Origin of the sequence: Litorerythrobacter xanthomarinus (assembly GCF_046254955.1) — a bacterium.
In the GTDB taxonomy this organism is placed as follows: domain Bacteria; phylum Pseudomonadota; class Alphaproteobacteria; order Sphingomonadales; family Sphingomonadaceae; genus Qipengyuania_C.
This window is the reverse complement of record NZ_JBJXRG010000002.1, coordinates 79,660-99,799: the sequence shown is the minus strand read 5'-3', so window position 1 is coordinate 99,799 and position 20,140 is coordinate 79,660. Positions and strand designations below refer to the sequence as shown.

Annotated in this window: 21 protein-coding genes; 12 read left to right on the top strand and 9 right to left on the bottom strand. The window is 59.2% G+C overall.

The annotated features are described in order from the left end of the window. The first annotated feature begins 10 nt into the window (after nucleotides 1–10). The 3 genes from ACEWMW_RS09740 to ACEWMW_RS09730 are packed head-to-tail and all read left to right on the top strand — an operon-like array spanning nucleotide 11 to nucleotide 2,186. Nucleotides 11–796: an SDR family oxidoreductase gene (locus ACEWMW_RS09740; protein WP_409413739.1), complete on the top strand. Its 786-nt coding sequence runs from the start codon at nucleotides 11–13 to the stop codon at nucleotides 794–796. Continuing rightward, on the top strand, nucleotides 796–1,452 hold the full coding sequence (locus ACEWMW_RS09735) for a cytochrome b/b6 domain-containing protein (RefSeq protein WP_409413738.1): 657 nt from the start codon (nucleotides 796–798) through the stop codon (nucleotides 1,450–1,452). The genes ACEWMW_RS09740 and ACEWMW_RS09735 overlap by 1 nt, the downstream gene beginning before the upstream one ends. Continuing rightward, nucleotides 1,449–2,186 carry a molybdopterin-dependent oxidoreductase gene (locus tag ACEWMW_RS09730; RefSeq protein WP_409413737.1) on the top strand — a complete coding sequence of 246 codons (738 nt, stop codon included), beginning with the start codon at nucleotides 1,449–1,451 and terminating at the stop codon, nucleotides 2,184–2,186. Before ACEWMW_RS09735 ends, ACEWMW_RS09730 begins: the two co-directional genes overlap by 4 nt. Before the next feature lie 84 nt (nucleotides 2,187–2,270). Here ACEWMW_RS09730 and ACEWMW_RS09725 read toward each other — a convergent pair whose 3' ends face one another. Next, nucleotides 2,271–2,708, bottom strand: a complete 438-nt coding sequence (locus ACEWMW_RS09725; RefSeq protein WP_409413736.1) for a DUF1801 domain-containing protein — start codon at nucleotides 2,706–2,708, stop codon at nucleotides 2,271–2,273. 77 nt (nucleotides 2,709–2,785) lie between these two features. Between ACEWMW_RS09725 and ACEWMW_RS09720 the strand changes: the two genes are divergently transcribed. Next, complete coding sequence (locus ACEWMW_RS09720; protein ID WP_409413735.1) at nucleotides 2,786–4,096, top strand: class I SAM-dependent methyltransferase; 1,311 nt, start codon at nucleotides 2,786–2,788, stop codon at nucleotides 4,094–4,096. 13 nt (nucleotides 4,097–4,109) lie between these two features. Here ACEWMW_RS09720 and ACEWMW_RS09715 read toward each other — a convergent pair whose 3' ends face one another. After that, nucleotides 4,110–5,171, bottom strand: a complete 1,062-nt coding sequence (locus tag ACEWMW_RS09715; RefSeq protein ID WP_409413734.1) for an alpha/beta fold hydrolase — start codon at nucleotides 5,169–5,171, stop codon at nucleotides 4,110–4,112. 10 nt (nucleotides 5,172–5,181) lie between these two features. After that, on the bottom strand, nucleotides 5,182–6,507 hold the full coding sequence (locus ACEWMW_RS09710) for an acyltransferase family protein (protein WP_409413733.1): 1,326 nt from the start codon (nucleotides 6,505–6,507) through the stop codon (nucleotides 5,182–5,184). A gap of 158 nt (nucleotides 6,508–6,665) precedes the next feature. Between ACEWMW_RS09710 and ACEWMW_RS09705 the strand changes: the two genes are divergently transcribed. Beyond that, nucleotides 6,666–7,895 (top strand): argininosuccinate synthase, encoded by a 1,230-nt coding sequence (locus tag ACEWMW_RS09705; protein WP_409413732.1) that lies wholly within the window; start codon nucleotides 6,666–6,668, stop codon nucleotides 7,893–7,895. A gap of 910 nt (nucleotides 7,896–8,805) precedes the next feature. Further along, the gene (locus ACEWMW_RS09700; RefSeq protein ID WP_409413731.1) at nucleotides 8,806–9,324 is read left to right on the top strand and encodes a septal ring lytic transglycosylase RlpA family protein; all 519 of its coding nucleotides are present in this window, start codon (nucleotides 8,806–8,808) and stop codon (nucleotides 9,322–9,324) included. A 71-nt stretch (nucleotides 9,325–9,395) separates the two neighbouring features. On the opposite strand, the gene ACEWMW_RS09695 is transcribed toward ACEWMW_RS09700, so the two are convergent. From ACEWMW_RS09695 to ACEWMW_RS09685, 3 genes are all read right to left on the bottom strand, one after another. Continuing rightward, nucleotides 9,396–9,827: a CHRD domain-containing protein gene (locus ACEWMW_RS09695; protein ID WP_409413730.1), complete on the bottom strand. Its 432-nt coding sequence runs from the start codon at nucleotides 9,825–9,827 to the stop codon at nucleotides 9,396–9,398. Between the two features lie 110 nt (nucleotides 9,828–9,937). Further along, on the bottom strand, nucleotides 9,938–10,306 hold the full coding sequence (locus tag ACEWMW_RS09690) for a hypothetical protein (RefSeq protein WP_409413729.1): 369 nt from the start codon (nucleotides 10,304–10,306) through the stop codon (nucleotides 9,938–9,940). Between the two features lie 41 nt (nucleotides 10,307–10,347). After that, entirely contained in the window at nucleotides 10,348–11,100 is a 753-nt protein-coding gene (locus ACEWMW_RS09685) for a hypothetical protein (RefSeq protein WP_409413728.1), read from the bottom strand. Nucleotides 11,101–11,273: 173 nt separating this feature from the next. On the opposite strand from ACEWMW_RS09685, the gene ACEWMW_RS09680 reads away from it, so the two are divergent. Genes ACEWMW_RS09680 through ACEWMW_RS09670 form a run of 3 tightly spaced genes read left to right on the top strand, consistent with a single transcriptional unit; the run spans nucleotide 11,274 to nucleotide 13,659 of the window. Beyond that, nucleotides 11,274–11,963, top strand: coding sequence for a hypothetical protein (locus ACEWMW_RS09680; RefSeq protein ID WP_409413727.1), 690 nt, complete (start codon nucleotides 11,274–11,276; stop codon nucleotides 11,961–11,963). After that, a complete protein-coding gene (locus tag ACEWMW_RS09675; protein WP_409413726.1) occupies nucleotides 11,960–12,583 on the top strand; it encodes a hypothetical protein in 624 nt (207 codons plus the stop codon). The genes ACEWMW_RS09680 and ACEWMW_RS09675 overlap by 4 nt, the downstream gene beginning before the upstream one ends. Then, a complete protein-coding gene (locus tag ACEWMW_RS09670) occupies nucleotides 12,580–13,659 on the top strand; it encodes an MBL fold metallo-hydrolase (RefSeq protein ID WP_409413725.1) in 1,080 nt (359 codons plus the stop codon). The genes ACEWMW_RS09675 and ACEWMW_RS09670 overlap by 4 nt, the downstream gene beginning before the upstream one ends. Before the next feature lie 167 nt (nucleotides 13,660–13,826). Here the strand turns inward: ACEWMW_RS09670 and ACEWMW_RS09665 are convergent, their stop codons facing one another. Next, a complete protein-coding gene (locus tag ACEWMW_RS09665; RefSeq protein WP_409413724.1) occupies nucleotides 13,827–14,153 on the bottom strand; it encodes a hypothetical protein in 327 nt (108 codons plus the stop codon). 89 nt (nucleotides 14,154–14,242) lie between these two features. On the opposite strand from ACEWMW_RS09665, the gene ACEWMW_RS09660 reads away from it, so the two are divergent. Next, nucleotides 14,243–14,587 (top strand): ribosomal protein L7/L12, encoded by a 345-nt coding sequence (locus ACEWMW_RS09660; protein WP_409413723.1) that lies wholly within the window; start codon nucleotides 14,243–14,245, stop codon nucleotides 14,585–14,587. Between the two features lie 150 nt (nucleotides 14,588–14,737). Here ACEWMW_RS09660 and ACEWMW_RS09655 read toward each other — a convergent pair whose 3' ends face one another. After that, nucleotides 14,738–15,247, bottom strand: coding sequence for a hypothetical protein (locus tag ACEWMW_RS09655; RefSeq protein WP_409413722.1), 510 nt, complete (start codon nucleotides 15,245–15,247; stop codon nucleotides 14,738–14,740). 23 nt (nucleotides 15,248–15,270) lie between these two features. Continuing rightward, nucleotides 15,271–18,216, bottom strand: a complete 2,946-nt coding sequence (gene uvrA, locus ACEWMW_RS09650) for an excinuclease ABC subunit UvrA (RefSeq protein WP_409413721.1) — start codon at nucleotides 18,214–18,216, stop codon at nucleotides 15,271–15,273. A gap of 347 nt (nucleotides 18,217–18,563) precedes the next feature. Between uvrA and ACEWMW_RS09645 the strand changes: the two genes are divergently transcribed. Beyond that, nucleotides 18,564–19,952, top strand: a complete 1,389-nt coding sequence (locus tag ACEWMW_RS09645; protein WP_409413720.1) for a hypothetical protein — start codon at nucleotides 18,564–18,566, stop codon at nucleotides 19,950–19,952. Between the two features lie 64 nt (nucleotides 19,953–20,016). Further along, a complete protein-coding gene (locus ACEWMW_RS09640; RefSeq protein WP_409413719.1) occupies nucleotides 20,017–20,139 on the top strand; it encodes a hypothetical protein in 123 nt (40 codons plus the stop codon). Nucleotide 20,140: the final 1 nt, after the last annotated feature.

The following is a 20,140-nucleotide window of genomic DNA, read 5'->3' as shown; positions in this document are numbered from 1 at the left end:
GCAAAACTCGATGCCTGATCTGTCCTTGCCTGCCGTCCTTGTGACCGGAGGTGCCAAGCGCATCGGGGCGGTCTTGTCGCGAGCCTTTGCCGAGGCTGGATGGCATGTGGTGATCCATTATGGCCGCTCTGCCGAAGAAGCCGAGAAACTGGCAGAAGAGCTGCCCTCGGCTGAGGCAATCCATTGCGACTTGATCGACAGCGATGGCGCCGTTTCGATGGTAAAATCGCTTGCCTCACGGCTTCCCAACTGGCGCGCCCTGATAAACTCTGCGGCCGTGTTCGAGCCTGACGATGTAACCGGGCTCGATTGGCGGACGTATCGTAAAGCGAACATCATCAACGCGCGGACACCCACCATGATGGCGCAAGCCTATCTCGCCCATGCCAATGCGCCTACCGGCAAGCGCGTAATCCAGTTTACCGACCAGAAGCTGGAGAACCCCAATCCCGATTTTTTCAGCTACAGCATCAGCAAGCATGCCATGGCTGCAAGCGTGCCGATGTTCGCAATGGGCGCTGGGGACAAAGCCGACCGGATATATGCCCTCGCCCCTGGCGCAATCCTCCCGAGCCACGATCAGACTGCCGAGGAAACCGAGGTGAGCCACCGGCTCAATCTTCTGAAACGCAAGACCTCTGCGACAGAGATTGCAGACGCCTGCCTATTCCTTGCCGACGGACAGCTCGCAAGCGGGCAGACATTGTTCATCGACAGCGGCCAGCACCTGCTCAATCAACCGCGCGATATCATCTACCTTGCCCGAGAAATGGTTCCGGAAGGAGCGCGAGCCTGATGCGACATGCCCTTACCACTCGCTTATGGCATTGGGTAAACCTGATCTGCCTGATCATCCTGCTGATGAGCGGTTTGAACATCTCCAATGCCCATCGGCGGCTCTACTGGGGTGATTGGGGCTTCGATCCTTCGCAGGCCTGGCTGCATGTACCGCGATTCCCGGGCTGGATGACCATCCCGGATTATTACAGCCTCCCGCAGGCGCGCAGCTGGCATTTCCTCGCCGCATGGCCCTTTGCCCTCGCACTGCTCGCTATCTGGATCGCGATGCTGGTGAACCGCCACTTCGCAAGAAATGTTGCCACCACCCGCAAGGAATGGAGCTGGAACGCGATAAAGGCGGACGTGATCTCGCACCTCAAGTTCGATTTCGATCACGGCTCCGGCTACAATTTCCTCCAGAAGCTGGCCTATGGTGCGGTTTACGGCGTGATGCTTCCGATGATGATCTTCACTGGCCTAGCGATGAGCCCCGGCATCGAACCGGTTGCGCCTTGGATGGTCGACCTGCTGGGCGGTCGGCAAAGCGCCCGCTCGCTGCACTTCATTTTCGCCGCACTGACTTTCGGCTTCTTCCTGATCCACATCGCACTGATCATCGTGACCGGGCCGCTGAAGCAGATCCGGGGAATGATCACGGGAGAGCGCCCATGAAGCGCCGCACGATGCTTGCAGGAGCGGCGGCATTTATTGCCGCCGGCTGCTCCAAGATTGCCGGCACCGGCCCCGGCGAACGGCTCTTGGCTGCCGCCGAGAGCTGGAACGAGGCGACACATAAGGCTTTGCGAGGCGACGCACTGGCTCCGGAATATTCGAAGGCGGATATCTCGCCCGACTTTCGCGGCAATGGCACGCGCGAGATTGATGAGCCCGCTTACAAGGCGCAGCTGGCGAATGGATTCCCCGACTGGGAATTGACCATAACCGGTCTCGTCGAAGAGCCGATGGCGCTTAAAATGGAGAATATCCGCAAGCTACCTCAACGGACCCAGATCACACGGCATGACTGCGTTGAGGGTTGGAGCGCGATCGGCGAGTGGACAGGGCCGCAGCTCGGCCTGCTGCTCGAAGCCGCGCAGCTCAAGCCCGAAGCCAAGTATATCGTCTTCCATTGCGCCGACACATTGGGCGGCTCGAAGTATTACGAGAGCATCGATCTGGACGATGCCTTCCATCCGCAAACGATCATCGCCCATATGCTCAATGGCGAGCCAATCCCGGAAAAGAACGGCGCGCCGCTGCGCCTCAGGGTCGAGCGGCAGCTCGGCTACAAGCACGCCAAGTATCTCACGGGGATCGAAGCTGTCGCCAGCCTTGACGACATCGGCGAAGGCAAAGGCGGGTATTGGGAAGATCGATATGACTACCAGTGGTACGCGGGGATCTAGTTCCGTTTGAATCCCGGCGAAGGCCGGGTTCTCAGACGACCAGTGAAACGCCAGATTGACTGAGATTCCTGCCTCCGCAGGAAATCAATCGGGATACCGCCGGTTCATCTCGTTCCAGTCGTTGCGGATCATCTCTTCGAGGATTTCCAGATCAACATCCGCAAGCTTGTTGATATAGAGGCAGCTTTTGCCCCTTGAATGCTTTCCGAGCCGCTTCAGCGCATCGCCGTGCTTCTCGCCCGTCACAGGATCGCAATATCCTCCCATCAGATAAAGCGAATGCTTGGTCTTGCGCGGCGAGAATCCGGTGCGCAGCCAGTGCACCTTGCGCCCACTGTCGTATGTGGTGTGATAATCCCCGTAGCCAATGATCGACTTGCCCCACATCTTCGGCTTTTCGCCCGTGATGCGGCGGAACATGGCATCCAGCACCTTGGCATCGTCGCGCTTGGCTTCAGGCTCGACTGCATCGATAAAGGCGGCCGGATCGACTGCTGTAATTTGCGTTTTCGCTTCAGACATTTCGCCTCCTTCCGATTGACACTTTAGCCTCGCCAACGCAGTCTGTCAGCAAATGGGGTCGGAGGGGATAAACCCGCATGTATCTACTCGATAAGTTTCTCGGCAAGGCCATCAAGAAAGGCCAGCTGATCGTTACCAACTATGACGGCAAGGAATATACCTATGGTCCGGGCGGCGAATATCCGCCCGAAGTGGGCGGCAGGCCCGGCCCGATCCGCATCAAGCTGACCAGCAAGAAGGCCGCCAACCATATCGTGCGCTATCCGCAAATGGGTGCAGGCGAAGCGTTCATGTGGGGCTGGCTGGTGGTCGAGGAACCACACGATATCCGCGACATGATCCTGCTGGTGACGATGAATGCCAAGCGGATGGGTGAAGCCTCGCTCAAGCCGAAGAGCAAGCTGCGCAAGGGCCTCCAGCGGACCATTGCGAAGTTCGACGGGATCAATTTGCGTGGGTCGGCGCGCAAGAATGCCGAACACACCTACAACCTTACCCGCGAGCTCTACGAACGCTTCCTCGACGAAGATCGCCAATACACGATGGCGTACTACCGCGAGGATCCGTTCAATACCTCGCTCGAAAAGGCGCAGATGGACAAGAAGGCGCATCTCGCCGCCAAGATGCACCTCAAGCCGGGCATGAAGGTGCTCGATATCGGCTGTGGCTGGGGCGGTTTCGCGCTTTATCTCAACAAGATGTACGATGTGGAGGTGACCGGCGTCGCGCTGGCTCCCGACCAGATTGCCTTCTCTAACGAGCGCGCGGCAGAACTCGGCGTGTCTGACAAGGTTAAGTTCGAACTGATGGATTACCGCGACGTCACCGGCACATTCGATCGCATCTCAAGCGTCGGCCTGCTCGAACACGTCGGCACGATCCACTACCCGCAATTCTTCGAACATACCAACCGCCTGCTCGCTCCTGACGGAGTGATGATCAGCCATTGCTGCGGCCGCTCGGGCCCTCCGGGCTTCACCGACGCCTGGACCCGCAAGTACATCTTTCCCGGCGGATACATCCCTGCCCTTTCCGAACTGGTGACGCAGAGCGAGAAGTTCGGCTGGCAAGTCACCGATGTCGAAGCGATGCGATTCCATTATTCACACACGCTGGAAGAATGGTACAACCGCACCGTCATGCACCGTGAGGAAATCACGGAGATGTATGACGAGACCTTCTATCGCATGTGGCTATTCTACCTTGCCGGGGCCGAGCAAAGCTTCCGCAACGGCACGATGGTCAACTGGCAGCTCCAATATGTGAAGAACCGCGATGCTATCCCCATGACGCGCGAGTACATCCACGAGGAAAGTGCCCGCCTGCGCGAGAAAGGCGAAGTGCCCAGTTGGCGTTTTGATCCTGGCCTCAAGGAAGCAGCGGAGTAGGGACAGGGCTTAGCTAGTCGTCCGAATCCACCCTTCCTGCGTCCGCACCCTGAACGCGATCAACTACGCGTAGGATTGCCGCCGCGATTTCTTCCGGGACCTCCTCCTGCAGGAAGTGGCCTGCTTCAGTCTCTGTCACCGGAGCTTTCGGGAAGTTGGCTTGCATCGTCGCCAAACCCGGCCCGAGGATCGGATCATTCATTCCCCAGACCAGCTCGACTGGAATGTCGAGCGTGGCGACATAGGCCTCGATTTCGCGCATTTGCTCGGCGCTGGGATGATCCGGACTATCGGGGACCATCCTCATGAGAGCGACAGGAGCCTTGGCATTGCCGCTTTCGGTTACGGGCTTCCCATAAAGATCGAGCACGGCTGACGGCATCGACGTTGGATCGCCTTGTGCGCCGGGGAGGCGATCGAAGATCGAGCCAAATACTTCCAAAGCCATCTCACCGACTACCGGAGTTTTGACCATCGCGTGCGCCTCGGACAGGTCGCGCGCTTCGCGCGGCGCAGTGAAGCCGGTATTCATCACCACTGCCCCCTTAAGCACACCGGGTGATCGCGCCATCGCTCCCATGCCCACCGGACCGCCCCAATCCTGGCCCACATAGACGGCCTCGGTGACACCGATTTGCTCCAGCGCAGCTGTCATCCAGCGCATGTGATTTTCGAGCGTATGCTGATCCGCCGAAACTTTGCTCGAATAGCCCAGCCCGACCATCGTCGGCATGACAAGCCGCAGTTGATCCTTGGGCAATTCCGCCGCAACCTTGCGGTAGAGGAAGCCAGATGTCGGGTTCCCGTGCTGCATGTAGACCGTGAATCCCTCGCCGACCTCCAAGACATGAATCTTGATGCCTGGTTCGACCTCGACGAAGTAGCTCTTATAGTCATCGTTGACGAACGAAGCCGCATATTCGGGAAGCGAGAAACCCTCGAAGTCGCCCGATGCTATCGAAACTGTGCCCTCGCCTTGGGGTGTCGTAACATCGCCGTCGCGCGTGATTGCAAAGGCAAATACTGCCCCAGCCGTGACGAGCACCGCCAATACGATCAAAACCTTTTTCAGCATCTTGCCCTCCCTAAGCCTTCTTCACCATCCGATACACCGGGCCAAAGCCAACCAGCGCCGCGCCCACGAATGGCAGCGCCACAACCCAGATCCTCACCCCGGTCCAGCCTAGCGGGCTGGCGATGCTGATGGCAGCCGTCATGGCAAGGCCCAAGCAGATCAGCAACAATCCCGTCACCAGCCGCCATTGAGGCACCGGGCGACCATCGCGCGCCGGACCGAAACCGCGCTCCCAGCGGCTGAACAGCGCCACGAGCGGAAGCAACACCGCGATATAGAGTGCGAACCAGATCGGGCGCGCGAGCCACCACCCGGCGCTCCCCGGATCAGCATGAAGGCCAATCCCGCCCAGCATCCATGCCGCCACCATCACCAGCACGAAGGCGGTAAGGTGCCACAGGTAGACGCTCATGATCATGCCGTTGAGCAATACGGTCGCGGTCCAAATCTTCGGGCTTTCGAGCATCCTGCGTCCGGATTTCTGCAGGAGGATCACCAGCCCGGCCTGCATCACGCCCAGCGCGAGCAGCGCAATCGTCGGCGGCATCGAGTTGGTCAGCTCTGCCCCGGGCACGCCAATCATCGCCACGGGGTAGGGACCGAAGACTGTCAGTGCGAAAAGCGTAGCAAGCCCTACAAGGAACAGCGCCATCGCGGCCAATCCATGCGACCGGCCCTGCTGCCAGGCGTAACCCAGCTGGTGGATGCTGACCCATACGAAAAGGAAATTGAGCCAGTTTACATAAGGTACGCCTTGCGCAAGCGTCAGCCAGTCGACAGCTATCGCGGCCAGCACCAGCGCGCCGAAGCTCGCCCAGCCGAAGCGCTGCCATGCGCGCCATGTCAGCGGCACTAGCGCGGTCACCAGCAGGTAAACGGCAAGGAACCACACCGGGATCAGCGCCAGTTGTGTCGCCATGCTGACCACATCGCGTTCGAGACCCAACTGCGTCCCGAAGAACGCAAAAACGGCCCAGGCGAGGAGAACCGGGAACACCGGATTGATCAGCCGCTGGACTCGGCTCGCAAACCAATCCGAGTACCTGCCTCCATCGCGCACCTGTGCGGCCCAGCTCACCCCGTTGGAAAACCCACCGACCAGGAAAAAGATCGGCATGACCTGGAAACCCCAGGTGAGCCATTGGGTCCATGGAATGATGCCCAGCAGGTGCCCGCCCTGCACTTCGCCGCTGGCGTCAATGTATGGCGCAGCCACCAGCCAATGGCCGATCACCACCGCCATGATCGAAAGCGCACGGAGGAAATCGATCCAGCGGTTGCGCTCAGGCGGTGCCTTTTCCGCCATCTCGCGTGCAATCGACCACATGCTCGCCATCCCCGCCCTCTCCTTCCGTCAGGCGATATAGGGCCACAGAAGTCCATTTTCCAAGCGGATCGCAAACCCCAACTTCGCTCCTCCATAGCGGATCGCAGTTGCCGCCGCCTCTGGACGCTGGTAGCGGCGCGCGCGTCGACAACACAAAGGTATGCCAGATGTCTGCAAGCAAGCAAGGTGATGTGAAGAAGGTCGTCCTCGCCTATTCAGGCGGGCTCGATACCAGCGTCATCCTCAAGTGGCTGCAGGAAGCCTACCGATGCGAAGTGGTGACCTTCACCGCCGATCTTGGCCAGGGAGAAGAGCTGGAGCCGGCGCGCAAGAAGGCCGAGCTCCTCGGAATTCCGGACGAGCACATCTACATCGACGACCTGCGCGAGGAATTCGTGCGCGACTTCGTCTTCCCGATGATGCGCGCCAATGCCCGCTATGAAGGTGATTACCTGCTCGGCACGTCGATCGCGCGCCCGCTGATTTCCAAGCGGCTGATCGAGATTGCGCGCGAGACAGGCGCCGATGCCATCGCGCATGGTGCGACCGGCAAGGGCAATGACCAGGTGCGCTTCGAGCTCTCAGCCTATGCGCTCGATCCCGATATCAAAGTGATTGCTCCTTGGCGCGAGTGGGATCTCACCAGCCGAACCGCGCTGATCGAGTTCGCCGAGAAGCACCAGATCCAGGTGCCGAAGGACAAGCGCGGCGAAAGCCCGTTCTCGACCGATGCGAACCTGCTGCACACCTCTTCCGAAGGCAAAGTGCTCGAGGACCCGTGGGAAGAAACACCCGACTACGTCTATTCGCGCACCGACAACCCCGAAGATGCACCCAACGAACCGGAATACATCACGGTGGATTTCGAACGCGGCGACGGCGTTGCCCTCAATGGTGAGGCAATGTCGCCGGCCACCTTGCTCGAAGCGCTCAACGATCTGGGCCGCAAGCACGGGATCGGCCGGCTTGACCTCGTCGAGAACCGTTTCGTGGGCATGAAGTCGCGCGGGATGTATGAGACACCGGGCGGTGAGATCTACGCCCGGGCCCATCGCGGGATCGAACAGATCACGCTGGATCGCGGTGCGGCACATCTCAAGGACGAGCTCATGCCGAAATACGCCGAGCTCATTTACAACGGGTTCTGGTTCGCTCCCGAACGCGAGATGCTTCAGGCAGCAATCGATCACAGCCAGGAAAAGGTCGGCGGGACCGTCCGCCTCAAACTCTACAAGGGAAGCGCCAGCGTTGTCGGCCGCAAGTCCGCCAATTCGCTTTATTCCGAACAGCACGTCACCTTCGAAGACGATGCTGGAGCCTACGACCAGCAGGATGCCGAAGGATTCATCAAGCTAAACGCATTGCGACTCCGCTTGCTTGCGCAGCGCGATCGCTAGGATTGCGAACCCCCTTCTGCGCCGCCTGAAAGAGTTTGCGACGAACCGTTGAGTTTTCCACTCGCGTCCACAAGTGAATCGACGGAAAGTGGAAAAATGAGGTTCACAAAACTTGCGCGACTCGCTGAACCGGAGCAGTCTTGGTTCATCGGAACGGAGAGGGAAAACCGATAGCAAGACGGTCTAACGACTTGATTGCGATTGTTTTTCAAACCTGAACCGACATGGCGGTTACTGTCCGCGCGGTCTTGGAGACCGGCATTGCAAAAGGCTCCTGCCCAAGCAAGGCCAGTTGATGAAGAGAACGCGAATGCTGAACCACCATGGGCCGGGAAGACCGGTCGAAGTCGAAGGGATGCGAAGTCGCAAGACTTTCAGACCGCTTGAGACATCGGCCATACGGTAGGAACGGTCTCGGAACCGGAAGACGACGGAAACCGCGATAGAAGGGCTTCGGCCTGGAAGTAGACGGACCGAAACGCAGCTGGAACCGGATGCCGGTGCGAGCGCCGGTGAGAGAACCGGAAGGAAAGCCTTCGGGCGGACCAGAAGGGAAAACATCGGATGCCAAGTTCGCTTGGCGGTCTTCGGACCTAAGAGTGACCACGTATCGGTGAGAGTGGGGTCGGCAGCAATGCCGGCCCCATTTGCTTTGGGCCTCATGGTATGGCTCTCGCATTCTTGGGGAGTCCGCAAGAGTGCAAACTTCGCACCTATCCGTTCTGCAATCGCCGCGTCTTGTTCGCGGGAGTATGCGCGGGAAACCAGGGTTCCTGAACTCCGCGAAGCTCCACTTTCGCGCCATATCTTGGTTAATCGTTCCCGATTCCGCGACCAGCGGAGTGAATCGCGGGTTTAAGCGCCCTTGGGATAGTCCCATCGGCAACGCGCCGCCTGTATATAGCTTCCGATGACGGAAGGGCTCTTCAGGACAGCGATCTTGCGCACACTGCGCAGCTCGGCATTTGCCGCGGCCCTACTGCTGCCCGCGAACGCCGGGACTTCTGCTCTGGCCAGCGAAGGCGATTTTGCCGACAACTTTGAGCATATCGCGATCCCCGATCCGGAGCCCGAAGTCGTGCCGGGCGCGGTCGACGTTACCGCGATCGAGGCTCCGCTCGACACGCAGGCCCGCTCGCTCGGCGAAGGCGTTGCCAGCTACTACGGCCGCCGCTTCCATGGCCGCCTGACCGCCAGCGGCACCCGGTTCGACATGCACGCGATGACGGCCGCGCACCGCACCCTGCCCTTCGGCAGCAAGGTCCGCGTGACAAACCCGCGCAACGGCAAGAGCGTGATCGTGCGCATCAATGACCGCGGGCCCTATGCCAAGGGCCGTGCAATCGACCTCAGCCGCGCTGCTGCCGAGGAAATCGGCATGATTCGCCGCGGCCATGCCAAGGTCGAGCTCGAGCTGCTCGAGAGCTGAGTTCTGGCCGCCTAACGCTACGCTACTTGAGGCGCTCCTTCTCCGCCTAACGCTACGCTACTTGAGGCCAATCAGTCTCGCAGCTGGCCGCGCACCGCGCCGGTCGGGAATGCCTCCGTGTGGACATTGACGTAATAGCTCCCCGGCCGCTTCGCGATCTTCGCCAGCACCTCCGGATCGACCGCCTGGCACACATCTTCGCCGTCATCTCCCGCCAGCTGCAATGTCACGACCGGCGGTCCGTTGCGCCCGCGCGCGCCTTCGTGGATATGCGCAGCGGCGAAGTCCGCGATTTCGTTGAGCTCGAGCAGGTAGCAGATCTCCCCGCCCTTAAGGTCGATCTCGGCCGAGAAGTCCGCGCTCGCCGGATCGGGCGCGCCGTTGCCGCCCACTTCCTCGGTCCCGAACAGCGAGGCCCCGAGATAGGCATATTGCCCGTCCTGCGCCGCCGCGCCGCTCGCCAGCCCCAGCACCATTGCCGCACCCGCCAATTGCCACGTCATGGTCAGTCTCCTGCAGTCTCTCCTTGCGATTGACGACAGGTTACTCCTGCAGTGCGAGTCGTTCCAAGCGGGAAGTCGTTATCGCCCTACCGCTACGCTACTTGAGGGCGTTACCCCCAGTCGCTGTCACCACCCGAGCCGCCCAGCGGAGGCACGTCGAGCCCGTGGACCGCCGCGCAATCGCGCGTGATCTCGCTCATCATCGCGAAGTTATCCTCGTTCGCCGCATCCCATAGCGAGAGGCCGCGCTTGTCGAACTCGCGGAACATGCAGCCGCAGGTGTCGCGCGCCTGCGCCTCGCTGGCGCCTTCCTTGGCGAGATTGCGCAGGCACCCGCGCATCTGCGGTCCTTCGGCGAAGCTGGATGCGTCGCCCGGGCCGTCCATGCCCGGTATCGTCCCGCCCAGCCCGGTGAAGACCTGCACGAAGACGTAGATTGCGATGATCCCCGCGCCGATTGCTGCCCCGATCTTTCCCATGAGAGTCCCTCCTCAATCGCCCACTTGTAGCACAAATCCGGTTAACATTCAGTCTCCTCGTTGCCTTCCAGCGCGAGATCCCGCGCTTCAAGCCGCTCGTCGAGTTCGTATTCGTCCCTGATCGTCCACCACTCGTCCAGACCTTCCTCGAACGCCTCGAGCTGCACCACTTCGAGATCGTAGCCCGGATCATCGTTCATCTCCTCGATCAGCGGAGCATCTTCGGGCCGCGCCCGCTCCATCAGCCGCACGCGCTCGTCATAAGCCCAACTTGCCTCGCGTTCGGCCTGTTCCTGCGCCTCCTTCTCCTGGGCGGAAATCCTACGCGATGGAGCACATGGAGCACTGTCCTGCGGGAGAATATCGGCCACCTCCCGGCCCTCCTCCAGCGCCGCAATCGCCTCGTCGAACACGGGGAGCGTGGCGGTCACGTCCGCGCGCTCGGCCATCCGGTCCAGCCGCGCGAGATGCGCCAGCAGCAGGCGGGAGTCATATCGGATGCGCGTGGCGACTTCCTCGCCGTGGTAGAACACGGTTTCCTCGGTGCCATCCAGCGCGCGATTGGCCAGGACATCTTCGGCATGCGAGCGCGCGCTGACGAGCGCCGCATCCCACAGCTGCGCCAGCTCGGGATGCTTGCGCCGTGCGCGATAGGCGGTCTGCGAGGAGACTCCCGCGACCTTGCAGGCGAGCCGGACGTTTCCGTTAATGGAGAGATGGTCGAGGAACTTCGCCCGCGCCTGCGGGGAGAAGATGGTGTAGCGGGTGGGTTCGATGGAGACGAGGGCGTTCATAGTTCGCTCCTGATGGAGTGGAGGGAACCCAAGAAAATATTGCATATCGGCTTAAGTAGGAAAGGTCATTCCTGTACAATCGTACAAGCTATGGAAATCACGTTGCATCGCCCCATTGCAGCCATATTCACCTTCGACTATGCGCCCACTACGCGAAATCGTGGGGGAATATCATGTCGGCTATGGATTTCGTTGAAGAGCAAGGCGTCAACATCATTGCCAACGGTACCTTCAATCCAGCAATATTTCATCCTGCCTGGCTCTCAAAACACGGCTTGATCACTAGCGAAGAAGAAGACTCTGCAAGGCTCAGTATTGCCCATGCTGAAGTCTCTCAATTTCAGATACCGGGAATGAAGTTCGATATTCAAACTGAAAGGTGCCTGATTCAAGCGGCCGCAGAGCCACTGGTTCGCAGCATTGATCTTTTCGCCAGGATTTTCGGTGAACTGTTGCCTCACACGCCGATCGAAGCAGTTGGTGTGAACTACTGGGCCCACTTCAGGCTGAACTCTTGGAAACAAAGACAGGAATTTGGGCGACGTCTTGCGCCAATCGAAGAGTGGGGAGACTATGGAAAGCTGATGGATCACAAAGGCAAAGATGATGCTGGTGGATTCTCGACGTTGGCCTTTAGGGCGAAGTTTCCAGAGTATGGAAGTCTCGGAGCGATCAATGTTACAGTTCAACCTTCAACAAGAGTCGAGAACGACGTTGGTGTTTTCATGAACATAAATCATCATATTGCGGACGAGAATCAAACCTTCAACTTCTCCGCAATCGTCACAGAGCGTTTTGATCAAATAATATACCAATCAAGGGAAATTATCTCCCATATGATAAGCGTGGGCAGAAGCTCATGAGCGAAGCAGCTCAAGCATTGCAACTCCAGCATACAGAGGAACTGCTCGGAGAGCAGACCATCGTAGACGGATTTGATATCGACCTATGGCAATATGAGAAGCGCGACTTCTCATTCGTCGACGAGGACTTTGTCCAAAGATCAATCAATCGACTAAAGTCCGATACCACGTCGAGATCAAGTGACTATCTTGGCCAGTACGAAAATCTGCATCCACTGGATAACCCAGCCCTTCATCAACAGCGAGATGAGGAAGAGAAACGAAGAGCGAGGATCTTGGACTTTCCAGAAGTGTTCAAATCGAGAGTCTATGGCGAACGCTCAGTTAGCACCCTTCAAGAGTGGGAGTGCGTAGTAGAGTCTGTAACCTCGGAAGGTAAAGTTGAAGCGTTTGCCAAGTCGCTGATAGATATCTCACCAGAGGATCATATGATCTCTGTTCCGTTAGAGGAGTTCTCGCCAAGTGATCGTGATCGGATCTCGCCGGGCGTCCTATTCAGGCTAATCATCGGTCTAACGAAGAAAGCAAGCGGAATGCGGACTCGCGAAGCGATATGCTATCTTCGGTCGACTGCTAATCGTGCGGATCTGGACACACATCAGATTTTAGATAAGCTATGACAATTGACCTAGATCGGCCAAAGGCCGACCAGATAGAAATCTCTATCTTTGGCAAAGGCATTGGCGAGTGCTCAGTTGTCCATGTCGGCCAAGATCGATGGATAGTGATTGATTCTTTCTTGGATGACGACGGATTTCCCGTCGCGCGAAGATATCTAGAACATATAGGGGTTAGCCCTGAAAAAGTTCAGTTGATCATCCTAACTCATTGGCATGATGATCACATTAGAGGGGCGAGCGACCTTCTGGGGTGGGCTTCAGAGAGTCTAATTTCGTATTCGACAGTCTTGTGCCATGACGAGTTTCGCGCAACAATTCAGAGGATTGCCCCGGTCAACGGAACCAAATTCCAATCTGGAGTTCAAGAGCTTATAAGGGTGGCCAAACTTCTGGAAACCCGTCAGCATCACAAGCGCCTCGCTGGCCCGCAGCGTCAGCTCTTGGTGGCCAACGATCTCAGGATCGAGTCGCTCTCACCGTCGGATCAAGACATTGATCTGTTCCTGAATGAAATAGCAGGCTGGCATCCGGCTAACGATGCCGATCGCGTACTACGGAAGCCAGATCGTAACGACACGTCGGTAGCAATTGTTTTCGAGATCGCAGGCGAATGGCTCCTATTTGGTGCTGACTTGGAGATCAGACAGAGTTTAAGTGGCTGGCAGGGCGTTCACGATCTCTATTGGGCGCCACGAGGCCAGTGTCGATTCTACAAGATTGCGCATCACGGCTCTCCCAACGGCCATTTTGTTCCCAAGTGGGAAAATATGCTGCATTCGGATGTTTGCGCCGTATTGACCCCGTACGGGCGCGGCTCGACACCAAGGCCTAGCAATGATGATATTGCAAGGATCAATGCAGCCACGCCAAATGCGTACGCCGCTGGAGAGTGCCAACTTAGACGAGCTCGCAGGCAGCATAACTCAGTTGAACGATCCTTAGCGGAAGCATCTATTGAGCTAAGGCGTATTGATGAGAAGTTGGGCCATGTACGACTGAGATCGAAACTATCGGAAGTCGGCAATCCCTGGGATTGCGAGCTAATTGGTCAAGCTTACCACCTCGCCTCGGTCTGAGCTTGCAGCTACGACGAGGTTCAAATGCCGCCAAAGCCTTCGTAAAGCGAGAGAACGCATCGCCTGTAGGTTCACTGACCATCCCCCTCCTTCCCTTCCCCCGCCCTGCCCGCTAGTCTTGCGCGGATGGATATCACCACAGCCATAATCGGCGGCGTGGTCGCCCCTTATCCATACTTCGAAGCGAGCAGGTTCCAGCAGTCCTCGACCATTGGCTCGAGGGTCTGGGCGTCATAGCCTTCGGGGCGCGGGGAGAGGCCGCGCGCCTTGGCTTCATTCGCGACACAGCGGCACAGCTCGGCGCGCATTTCCTGCGGGATATCGGCGACATTCATCTTGCTCACGCAGCGCGCCTGCCGCGCCTCTGCCGCATTGGCGCTGCTCCTGTTCTTGTTGATCTCGCCGCTGGTCGACCATGCGTCCCACATGATCAGCGGCACGCCGACGAGAACGAACAGGATTGCGAATCCCTTGGGTGCTTGCGTTGCTGCCATGACGCAGGAACTTGGCCTTGAAGCGTTAGGATTGGGTTAGTGCGCACCCCTCCTTCCCTTCCCCCGCCCTGCCCGCTAGTCTTGCGCGGATGGATATCACCACGGCCCTAATCGGCGGCGTTGTCGGCGCGGGGATCGTCCTTGCGATCCTCCTCCTCTTGCGGCGCGGCAGCGGCGACATGATCGAGCAGCAGAAGCGCGAGTCCGAGGGCTTCCTCAGGAATACGCCTCCGCCCGAGCCCGCCAGCGAGAGAGGCGGCAGCCTCGCGCCAGGCGGCCCGCGCACGGGCGTCGAGGCGATGCTCGCCGTCCCGCAAATCCGCGCCGCGATCGAAGGCGGGCGCAAGATCGAGGCGATCAAGCTGGTGCGCGAGGCCACCGGCATGGGCCTCAAGGAAGCCAAGGACCTCGTCGAAATGGCGGAGCGGGTTTGAGAGTCTTCGTTTAGCCTCAAGCGCCGGCGTTCGCGTCCGCTCACTTGGCTTCCGGCCTAACCGGCCGACGGGCGGTCGCCCTTGCGGCTCGCTGGTCGCTCGCCGTTTCAGTGGCCAAGCGAAAGAACGCGAAGCACTGTGACTCAATCCCTACGGATTATTCCAGTCGAACAGTTTCATCTGCTGTGCGGCGAAGCTGAACAGCGCGGTGCCCGTCAGCAGGAAGCTCAAGATCACGGCCACCACGGCGTTGCCCGCGGGGGCATAACCAAGCATGCCTGCAAGGAAGAACCCCCAGGCACCCCAGCCCAGCGCGAATGACACCACGGTGTGTATCCAGCCGACTTCCTTTACGTCGGCCCAGCTCAGGCGGGAATAGAATCCCATCATCACGACACCGATCATGACGCTTGCGAGCACTCCGGCGAGGTGGAAGCTGAACAGCGTGGTCGCTTCGCTTACCCCATAGGCATTGGCCGCGATCGGTACGAAGGGCACGAACAGCAAGGGGTAGGCCCCGGTTAGCAATGCGCGGCTGTGCATCCGGTCTGCCTTGCCGATCTCTCGCCCGCTCATCACGAATGTCAGGAAGATCGTGACGAAACCGATCAGCACGACGGAAATCTCCGCCGTGGTCAGAAAGAATGCCTCGAGTTCCATAAATCACCCCCTTGTCGGAGCGATTATTCCGCAGCTTCCTTCTGCCGGTCAAGCATTCCGGCGAGATACTGCCCGGTAAAGCTGCGCGGCTCCTGCGCGACCGTCTCGGGCGTGCCTGCCGCGACGATCTCGCCGCCGCGCACCCCGCCTTCGGGCCCCAGGTCGAGGATCCAGTCGGCCGTCTTGATCACATCGAGGTTGTGTTCGATCACCACCACCGAATTGCCCTGCTCGACGAGGCGGTGCAGCACTTCGAGGAGCTTGCGAACATCCTCGAAATGCAGCCCCGTGGTCGGCTCGTCGAGGATATAGAGCGTCTGCCCGGTGCTGCGCTTGGACAGCTCCTTGGCGAGCTTGACCCGCTGCGCCTCCCCGCCCGAAAGCGTGGTGGCCTGCTGGCCGACCTTGACGTAGCCGAGGCCGACCTCGTTCAGCATGTGCATCTTGTCGCGGATCGGCGGGACGGCCTTGAAGAACTCCTCCGCATCCTCGATCGTCATGTCGAGCACGTCGGCGATCGACAGCCCCTTGAATTTCACCTCCAGCGTTTCGCGGTTGTAGCGCTTGCCGCCGCATTCCTCGCAGGTGACGTAGACATCGGGGAGGAAGTGCATCTCGATCTTGATCAGCCCGTCGCCGGTGCAGGCCTCGCAGCGCCCGCCCTTGACGTTGAAGGAGAAGCGCCCCGGCTTGTAACCGCGCGCCTGCGCTTCGGGCAGGCCGGCGAACCAGTCACGGATGTTGGTGAAGGCGCCGGTGTAGGTCGCCGGGTTGGAGCGCGGGGTGCGGCCGATCGGCGACTGGTCGATCTCGATCACCTTGTCGCAATATTCGAGGCCGGTGACCTTGTCGTGCGCGCCCGCGATCACGCGCGCGCCGTTGAGGTTGCGCGCGGCGGCGGCGTAGAGCGTGTCGATGGTGAGCGAAGACTTGCCGCTGCCCGATACGCCGGTGATGCAAGTGAAGGTGCCGAGCGGGATCGCGGCGGTAACGTCCTGCAAATTGTTGGCGCGCGCGCCGTAGACGGTCAGCTTGTGGCCATTGCCCTTGCGGCGGGTGGCCGGAACCTCGATCTCGCGCCTGCCGGTGAGGTAATCCGCGGTGAGCGAGTTCTTCGCCCGCTCGATCTGTTTGAGCGTGCCCTGCGCCACCACTTCGCCGCCATGCACGCCCGCCCCGGGGCCAAGGTCGACGATATGATCGGCATTGCGGATCGCATCTTCATCATGCTCGACTACGATCACCGTATTGCCCAGATCGCGCAGTCGTTTCAGCGTTTCGAGCAGCCGGTCATTGTCGCGCTGGTGCAGGCCAATCGATGGCTCGTCGAGCACGTAGAGCACGCCCGAGAGGCCCGAGCCGATCTGCGATGCGAGCCGGATGCGCTGGCTCTCCCCGCCCGATAGCGTGCCCGACGTGCGGTCAAGATTGAGGTAATCGAGCCCGACATTGTTGAGGAAGCCGAGCCGCTCGTTGATCTCTTTCAGGATCGCCTTGGCAATCTGCTGCTGCGTGTCATTGAGCTTGTCGTTGAGCGAGCCAAACCATTCGACTGCATCGGCGACGCTCATCTTGGTCGGCTCGGCGATATCGGTGGCATTTTCGCCCGGGCCGACTTTCACCGCCAGCGCCTTCTCATTAAGCCGCTTGCCATGACACGCCTCGCACGGCTGCGCGGTCTGGAACTTCGACAGCTCTTCGCGCATCCACGCGCTATCGGTCTGCAAGAGGCGGCGATTGAGATTGCCGATCACCCCTTCAAACGGCTTGCTGACCGTGTACTGTTTGCGCCCGTCCTTGAAGGTAAGCTGGACCGGCATCCCGCCCGTGCCATTGAGGATGATCTCGCGCTGGTCCGGCTCCAGCTTGTTCCACGGCGTCTCGAGATCGAAGTCGTAGGCCTTCGCCAGGCTCGCCAGCACCTGCATGTAATAGGGCGACGGTGGATTGGACTTGGCCCAGGGCACCACCGCGCCCTTCTTGAGGCTCAGCGCTTCGTTGGGCACCACCAGCTGCGGATCGAACAGCAGCTTCTCACCAATCCCGTCGCACGTGGCGCAGGCGCCCTGCGGGGCGTTGAAGGAGAACAGCCGCGGCTCGATTTCCTCGATAGTGAAGCCCGAAACGGGACAAGCGAATTTCTCGGAAAAGACGATGCGATTGGCGGGAATGCCCGCGCCCTTCATCGCTCCGCCGGACTTATCTTCTTCTTCACGCCCTGGCACCACCCCATCGGCCAGGTCGACATAGGCCAGCCCCTCGGCCAGCTTCAGAGCGGTTTCGAAGCTGTCCGCCAGCCGCGTTTCGATGCCGTCTTGCTCACCAGTCCTGGCGCGCACCGCCAGCCGGTCGACCACCACTTCAATGTCGTGCTTGAATTTCTTGTCGAGCGCAGGCGTTTCTTCGATGGGGTACACTTCTCCATCCACGCGCACGCGCGTGAAGCCCGCCTTCTGCCATTCGGCCAGCTCCTTGCGGTATTCCCCCTTGCGACCGCGCACCACTGGCGCGAGCAGGTAGAAACGCGTGCCTTCAGGGAGCGCCATCACCCTATCGACCATATTGGAGACCGTTTGCGCCTCGATCGGCTCGCCGGTCGCAGGCGAATAGGGCACGCCCACCCGCGCCCACAGCAGCCGCATGTAATCGTAGATTTCGGTCACAGTTGCCACTGTCGAGCGCGGATTGCGCGAGGTGGTCTTCTGCTCGATCGAGATTGCGGGAGACAGTCCGTCTATATGTTCGACATCAGGCTTCTGCATCATCTCGAGGAATTGCCGCGCATAGGCGCTCAGCGATTCCACGTAGCGCCGCTGTCCCTCGGCATAGATCGTATCGAAGGCGAGCGACGACTTGCCCGAGCCAGACAGGCCGGTGATGACGATCAGCGCGTCGCGCGGCAGGTCGATATCGATCCCGCGAAGGTTGTGTTCGCGCGCGCCGCGTACGGAGATTTTGGTGAGGGCCATGCGGATGCGATCTGGGGTGTTAGTGCCTAAGAGTCCAGAGGCGCGCCCGCCGCGCCACTTTCATCCACAATGTTCCGTAAATGTTCCAGAAGGTCAACGTGCGAGCGAGGAAAAATGGAAATGATCCACCAACCCCAGCTCAATCGGCTTCAAACCGGTTTGCAAGAAGGTGCAGATACCGGGCAAATTACAGATAATTAATTTGATCTGCTGAAAAAAATACGCTTCGGCGTACTTGGCGACAAGCTGTCTACCCCAAAGGCCCTACGCCCTCGGATCGCAACCAAAACTATCGCACCGTAAGTGCTCAAACCCGCGCGTGATGCGCCCAGATGTTGCGAGAACATATGAGAATTGCACCAAAGGTCGTTGTTGGAGTCTTGTCTGCCTTCGCGCTATCTGGTTGCGCTGCGTTGAACTCTGTTCATTGGAGATTCTCCGGTCCAGAGGAAAGCACGGTTTTTACGACCGACGCCATGCAGCGCCACCTCATCATGGTCAAGGATCCCGAGCATCGGGGCAGAATAAAGATCTGCGCGGAGGCCTCTCCGGATGCAATGTCGGTATTCACGACAGCGATGGCCACACGTGGCCAATTCTCTCCCGAAGGCAACGAATTCGAGAGCGCATACAGCTTCGGGCAAACCGCCTCGACAATCGAGCGCACCCAGACTCTGAATCTCTTGCGCGAGTCTATGTTTCGGACCTGCGAACGCTGGCTTTCCGGTGCTCTTACCCGCGAGCAATTTGTGGCGCTGGCCGCTCGTGATCATCGTTCGATGGTCGCCGTTTTGGCGATTGAGCAGTTGACCGGCGTGGTGAAGCCTCGAGCCACCGTGATTAGTGGACCAGCTGCTCGAGCTGCGATCGCACAAGGTGAGAAGGTCGCAAACTTGCTGACCACATATCAAAAAGAGCGCGCCGATGCAGAGGCCGCGCAAAAGTCTGCGGACAAAGCACTCGCAGAGATAGATATAATGCACGATGATCAGGCCGGACAGAAAAAAAAGCTCTGCGAATTCAATTCGGCCCCTGCCAACGCAGCTGAAGCTTGGGCAAAATGCGCTCCCGCAAATGCAGCGGTCGCGGCGGCAAAATCAGACGTCGAGCGAGCGCGAGAACGAGAAAAGTCACTCTTGGATCAGCTGGAATCGCTAAGTGGAAGTATCGCATCGGGCGTTAGTGCAGGAAAATTCAATTCCGGCGGGTATAGCGCCAACAAAAATGCGATGTCCGATACTGCCTGGCTGCTCTTGGGAGACAAGATCGCTGAGATTGCACTCACGTCCGGGATTAACGAACCCCTGATGTTCTGCGCCGGAATTTTGGCCAGAACCGATCTCGACCGTTCGACACGTACAGCTTGCAATGACGTGATATCCGCCGCAGCGGCTGATGACCGAGAGATTCGCTCTTCGGTTTTTGAAATTACACCGCCCGGGCAACGCACATTGGACACCAGAAACGATTTTACGGCGGAATATCGATCTGCTCGAATCGAATTAGGAGAGCTGTTTCTCTCCACACCGGAGGAAAAGTGGAAAGAACTCTGGGAGAGATTCACAACGAAGACCGGCTTTGCAACTTTCAGTTGCGCCCAAAAGACAGAGTGCATGAAAATAGTCGCCGATACAAGCCAGCAGCCCTTCCTAGAGTTGTTCTTGGGCAATCGGAGCAACCTGAACCAGGGGATGAAGGAATGGCGCGCGGCGCTGAAGGAGAACGATGATGAGTGATGCTAAGGCGTTCGCATGCTTGACAAGAGATGAGGCTAGCCAATTCGCCCAAGCCTTTAAGAACATGGGCTACGAAAATGTCTTGGTGGTGGGTGCGGTTGAATCCGTCGGAATGCTTAAGCAAGTCGATGCCAAGTGGATGGTTGTCGCCTCGAACGAGGAATTCATGTCAGCTGTCGAGACTTAGC

What these genes read in the sequence shown, in the direction of transcription:
- ACEWMW_RS09645 (WP_409413720.1), top strand. Translation starts at nt 18,564, where the DNA reads ATGAGAATTGCACCAAAGGTCGTTGTTGGAGTCTTGTCTGCCTTCGCG.
- ACEWMW_RS09640 (WP_409413719.1), top strand. Translation starts at nt 20,017, where the DNA reads ATGGGCTACGAAAATGTCTTGGTGGTGGGTGCGGTTGAATCCGTCGGA.
- ACEWMW_RS09660 (WP_409413723.1), top strand. Translation starts at nt 14,243, where the DNA reads ATGGATATCACCACGGCCCTAATCGGCGGCGTTGTCGGCGCGGGGATC.
- ACEWMW_RS09715 (WP_409413734.1), bottom strand. Translation starts at nt 5,171, where the DNA reads ATGCTGAAAAAGGTTTTGATCGTATTGGCGGTGCTCGTCACGGCTGGG.
- ACEWMW_RS09670 (WP_409413725.1), top strand. Translation starts at nt 12,580, where the DNA reads ATGACAATTGACCTAGATCGGCCAAAGGCCGACCAGATAGAAATCTCT.
- ACEWMW_RS09675 (WP_409413726.1), top strand. Translation starts at nt 11,960, where the DNA reads ATGAGCGAAGCAGCTCAAGCATTGCAACTCCAGCATACAGAGGAACTG.
- ACEWMW_RS09665 (WP_409413724.1), bottom strand. Translation starts at nt 14,153, where the DNA reads ATGGCAGCAACGCAAGCACCCAAGGGATTCGCAATCCTGTTCGTTCTC.
- ACEWMW_RS09700 (WP_409413731.1), top strand. Translation starts at nt 8,806, where the DNA reads ATGACGGAAGGGCTCTTCAGGACAGCGATCTTGCGCACACTGCGCAGC.
- ACEWMW_RS09740 (WP_409413739.1), top strand. Translation starts at nt 11, where the DNA reads ATGCCTGATCTGTCCTTGCCTGCCGTCCTTGTGACCGGAGGTGCCAAG.
- ACEWMW_RS09720 (WP_409413735.1), top strand. Translation starts at nt 2,786, where the DNA reads ATGTATCTACTCGATAAGTTTCTCGGCAAGGCCATCAAGAAAGGCCAG.
- ACEWMW_RS09685 (WP_409413728.1), bottom strand. Translation starts at nt 11,100, where the DNA reads ATGAACGCCCTCGTCTCCATCGAACCCACCCGCTACACCATCTTCTCC.
- ACEWMW_RS09735 (WP_409413738.1), top strand. Translation starts at nt 796, where the DNA reads ATGCGACATGCCCTTACCACTCGCTTATGGCATTGGGTAAACCTGATC.
- ACEWMW_RS09730 (WP_409413737.1), top strand. Translation starts at nt 1,449, where the DNA reads ATGAAGCGCCGCACGATGCTTGCAGGAGCGGCGGCATTTATTGCCGCC.
- ACEWMW_RS09680 (WP_409413727.1), top strand. Translation starts at nt 11,274, where the DNA reads ATGTCGGCTATGGATTTCGTTGAAGAGCAAGGCGTCAACATCATTGCC.
- ACEWMW_RS09655 (WP_409413722.1), bottom strand. Translation starts at nt 15,247, where the DNA reads ATGGAACTCGAGGCATTCTTTCTGACCACGGCGGAGATTTCCGTCGTG.
- ACEWMW_RS09695 (WP_409413730.1), bottom strand. Translation starts at nt 9,827, where the DNA reads ATGACGTGGCAATTGGCGGGTGCGGCAATGGTGCTGGGGCTGGCGAGC.
- ACEWMW_RS09705 (WP_409413732.1), top strand. Translation starts at nt 6,666, where the DNA reads ATGTCTGCAAGCAAGCAAGGTGATGTGAAGAAGGTCGTCCTCGCCTAT.
- ACEWMW_RS09725 (WP_409413736.1), bottom strand. Translation starts at nt 2,708, where the DNA reads ATGTCTGAAGCGAAAACGCAAATTACAGCAGTCGATCCGGCCGCCTTT.
- ACEWMW_RS09690 (WP_409413729.1), bottom strand. Translation starts at nt 10,306, where the DNA reads ATGGGAAAGATCGGGGCAGCAATCGGCGCGGGGATCATCGCAATCTAC.
- uvrA (WP_409413721.1), bottom strand. Translation starts at nt 18,216, where the DNA reads ATGGCCCTCACCAAAATCTCCGTACGCGGCGCGCGCGAACACAACCTT.
- ACEWMW_RS09710 (WP_409413733.1), bottom strand. Translation starts at nt 6,507, where the DNA reads ATGGCGAGCATGTGGTCGATTGCACGCGAGATGGCGGAAAAGGCACCG.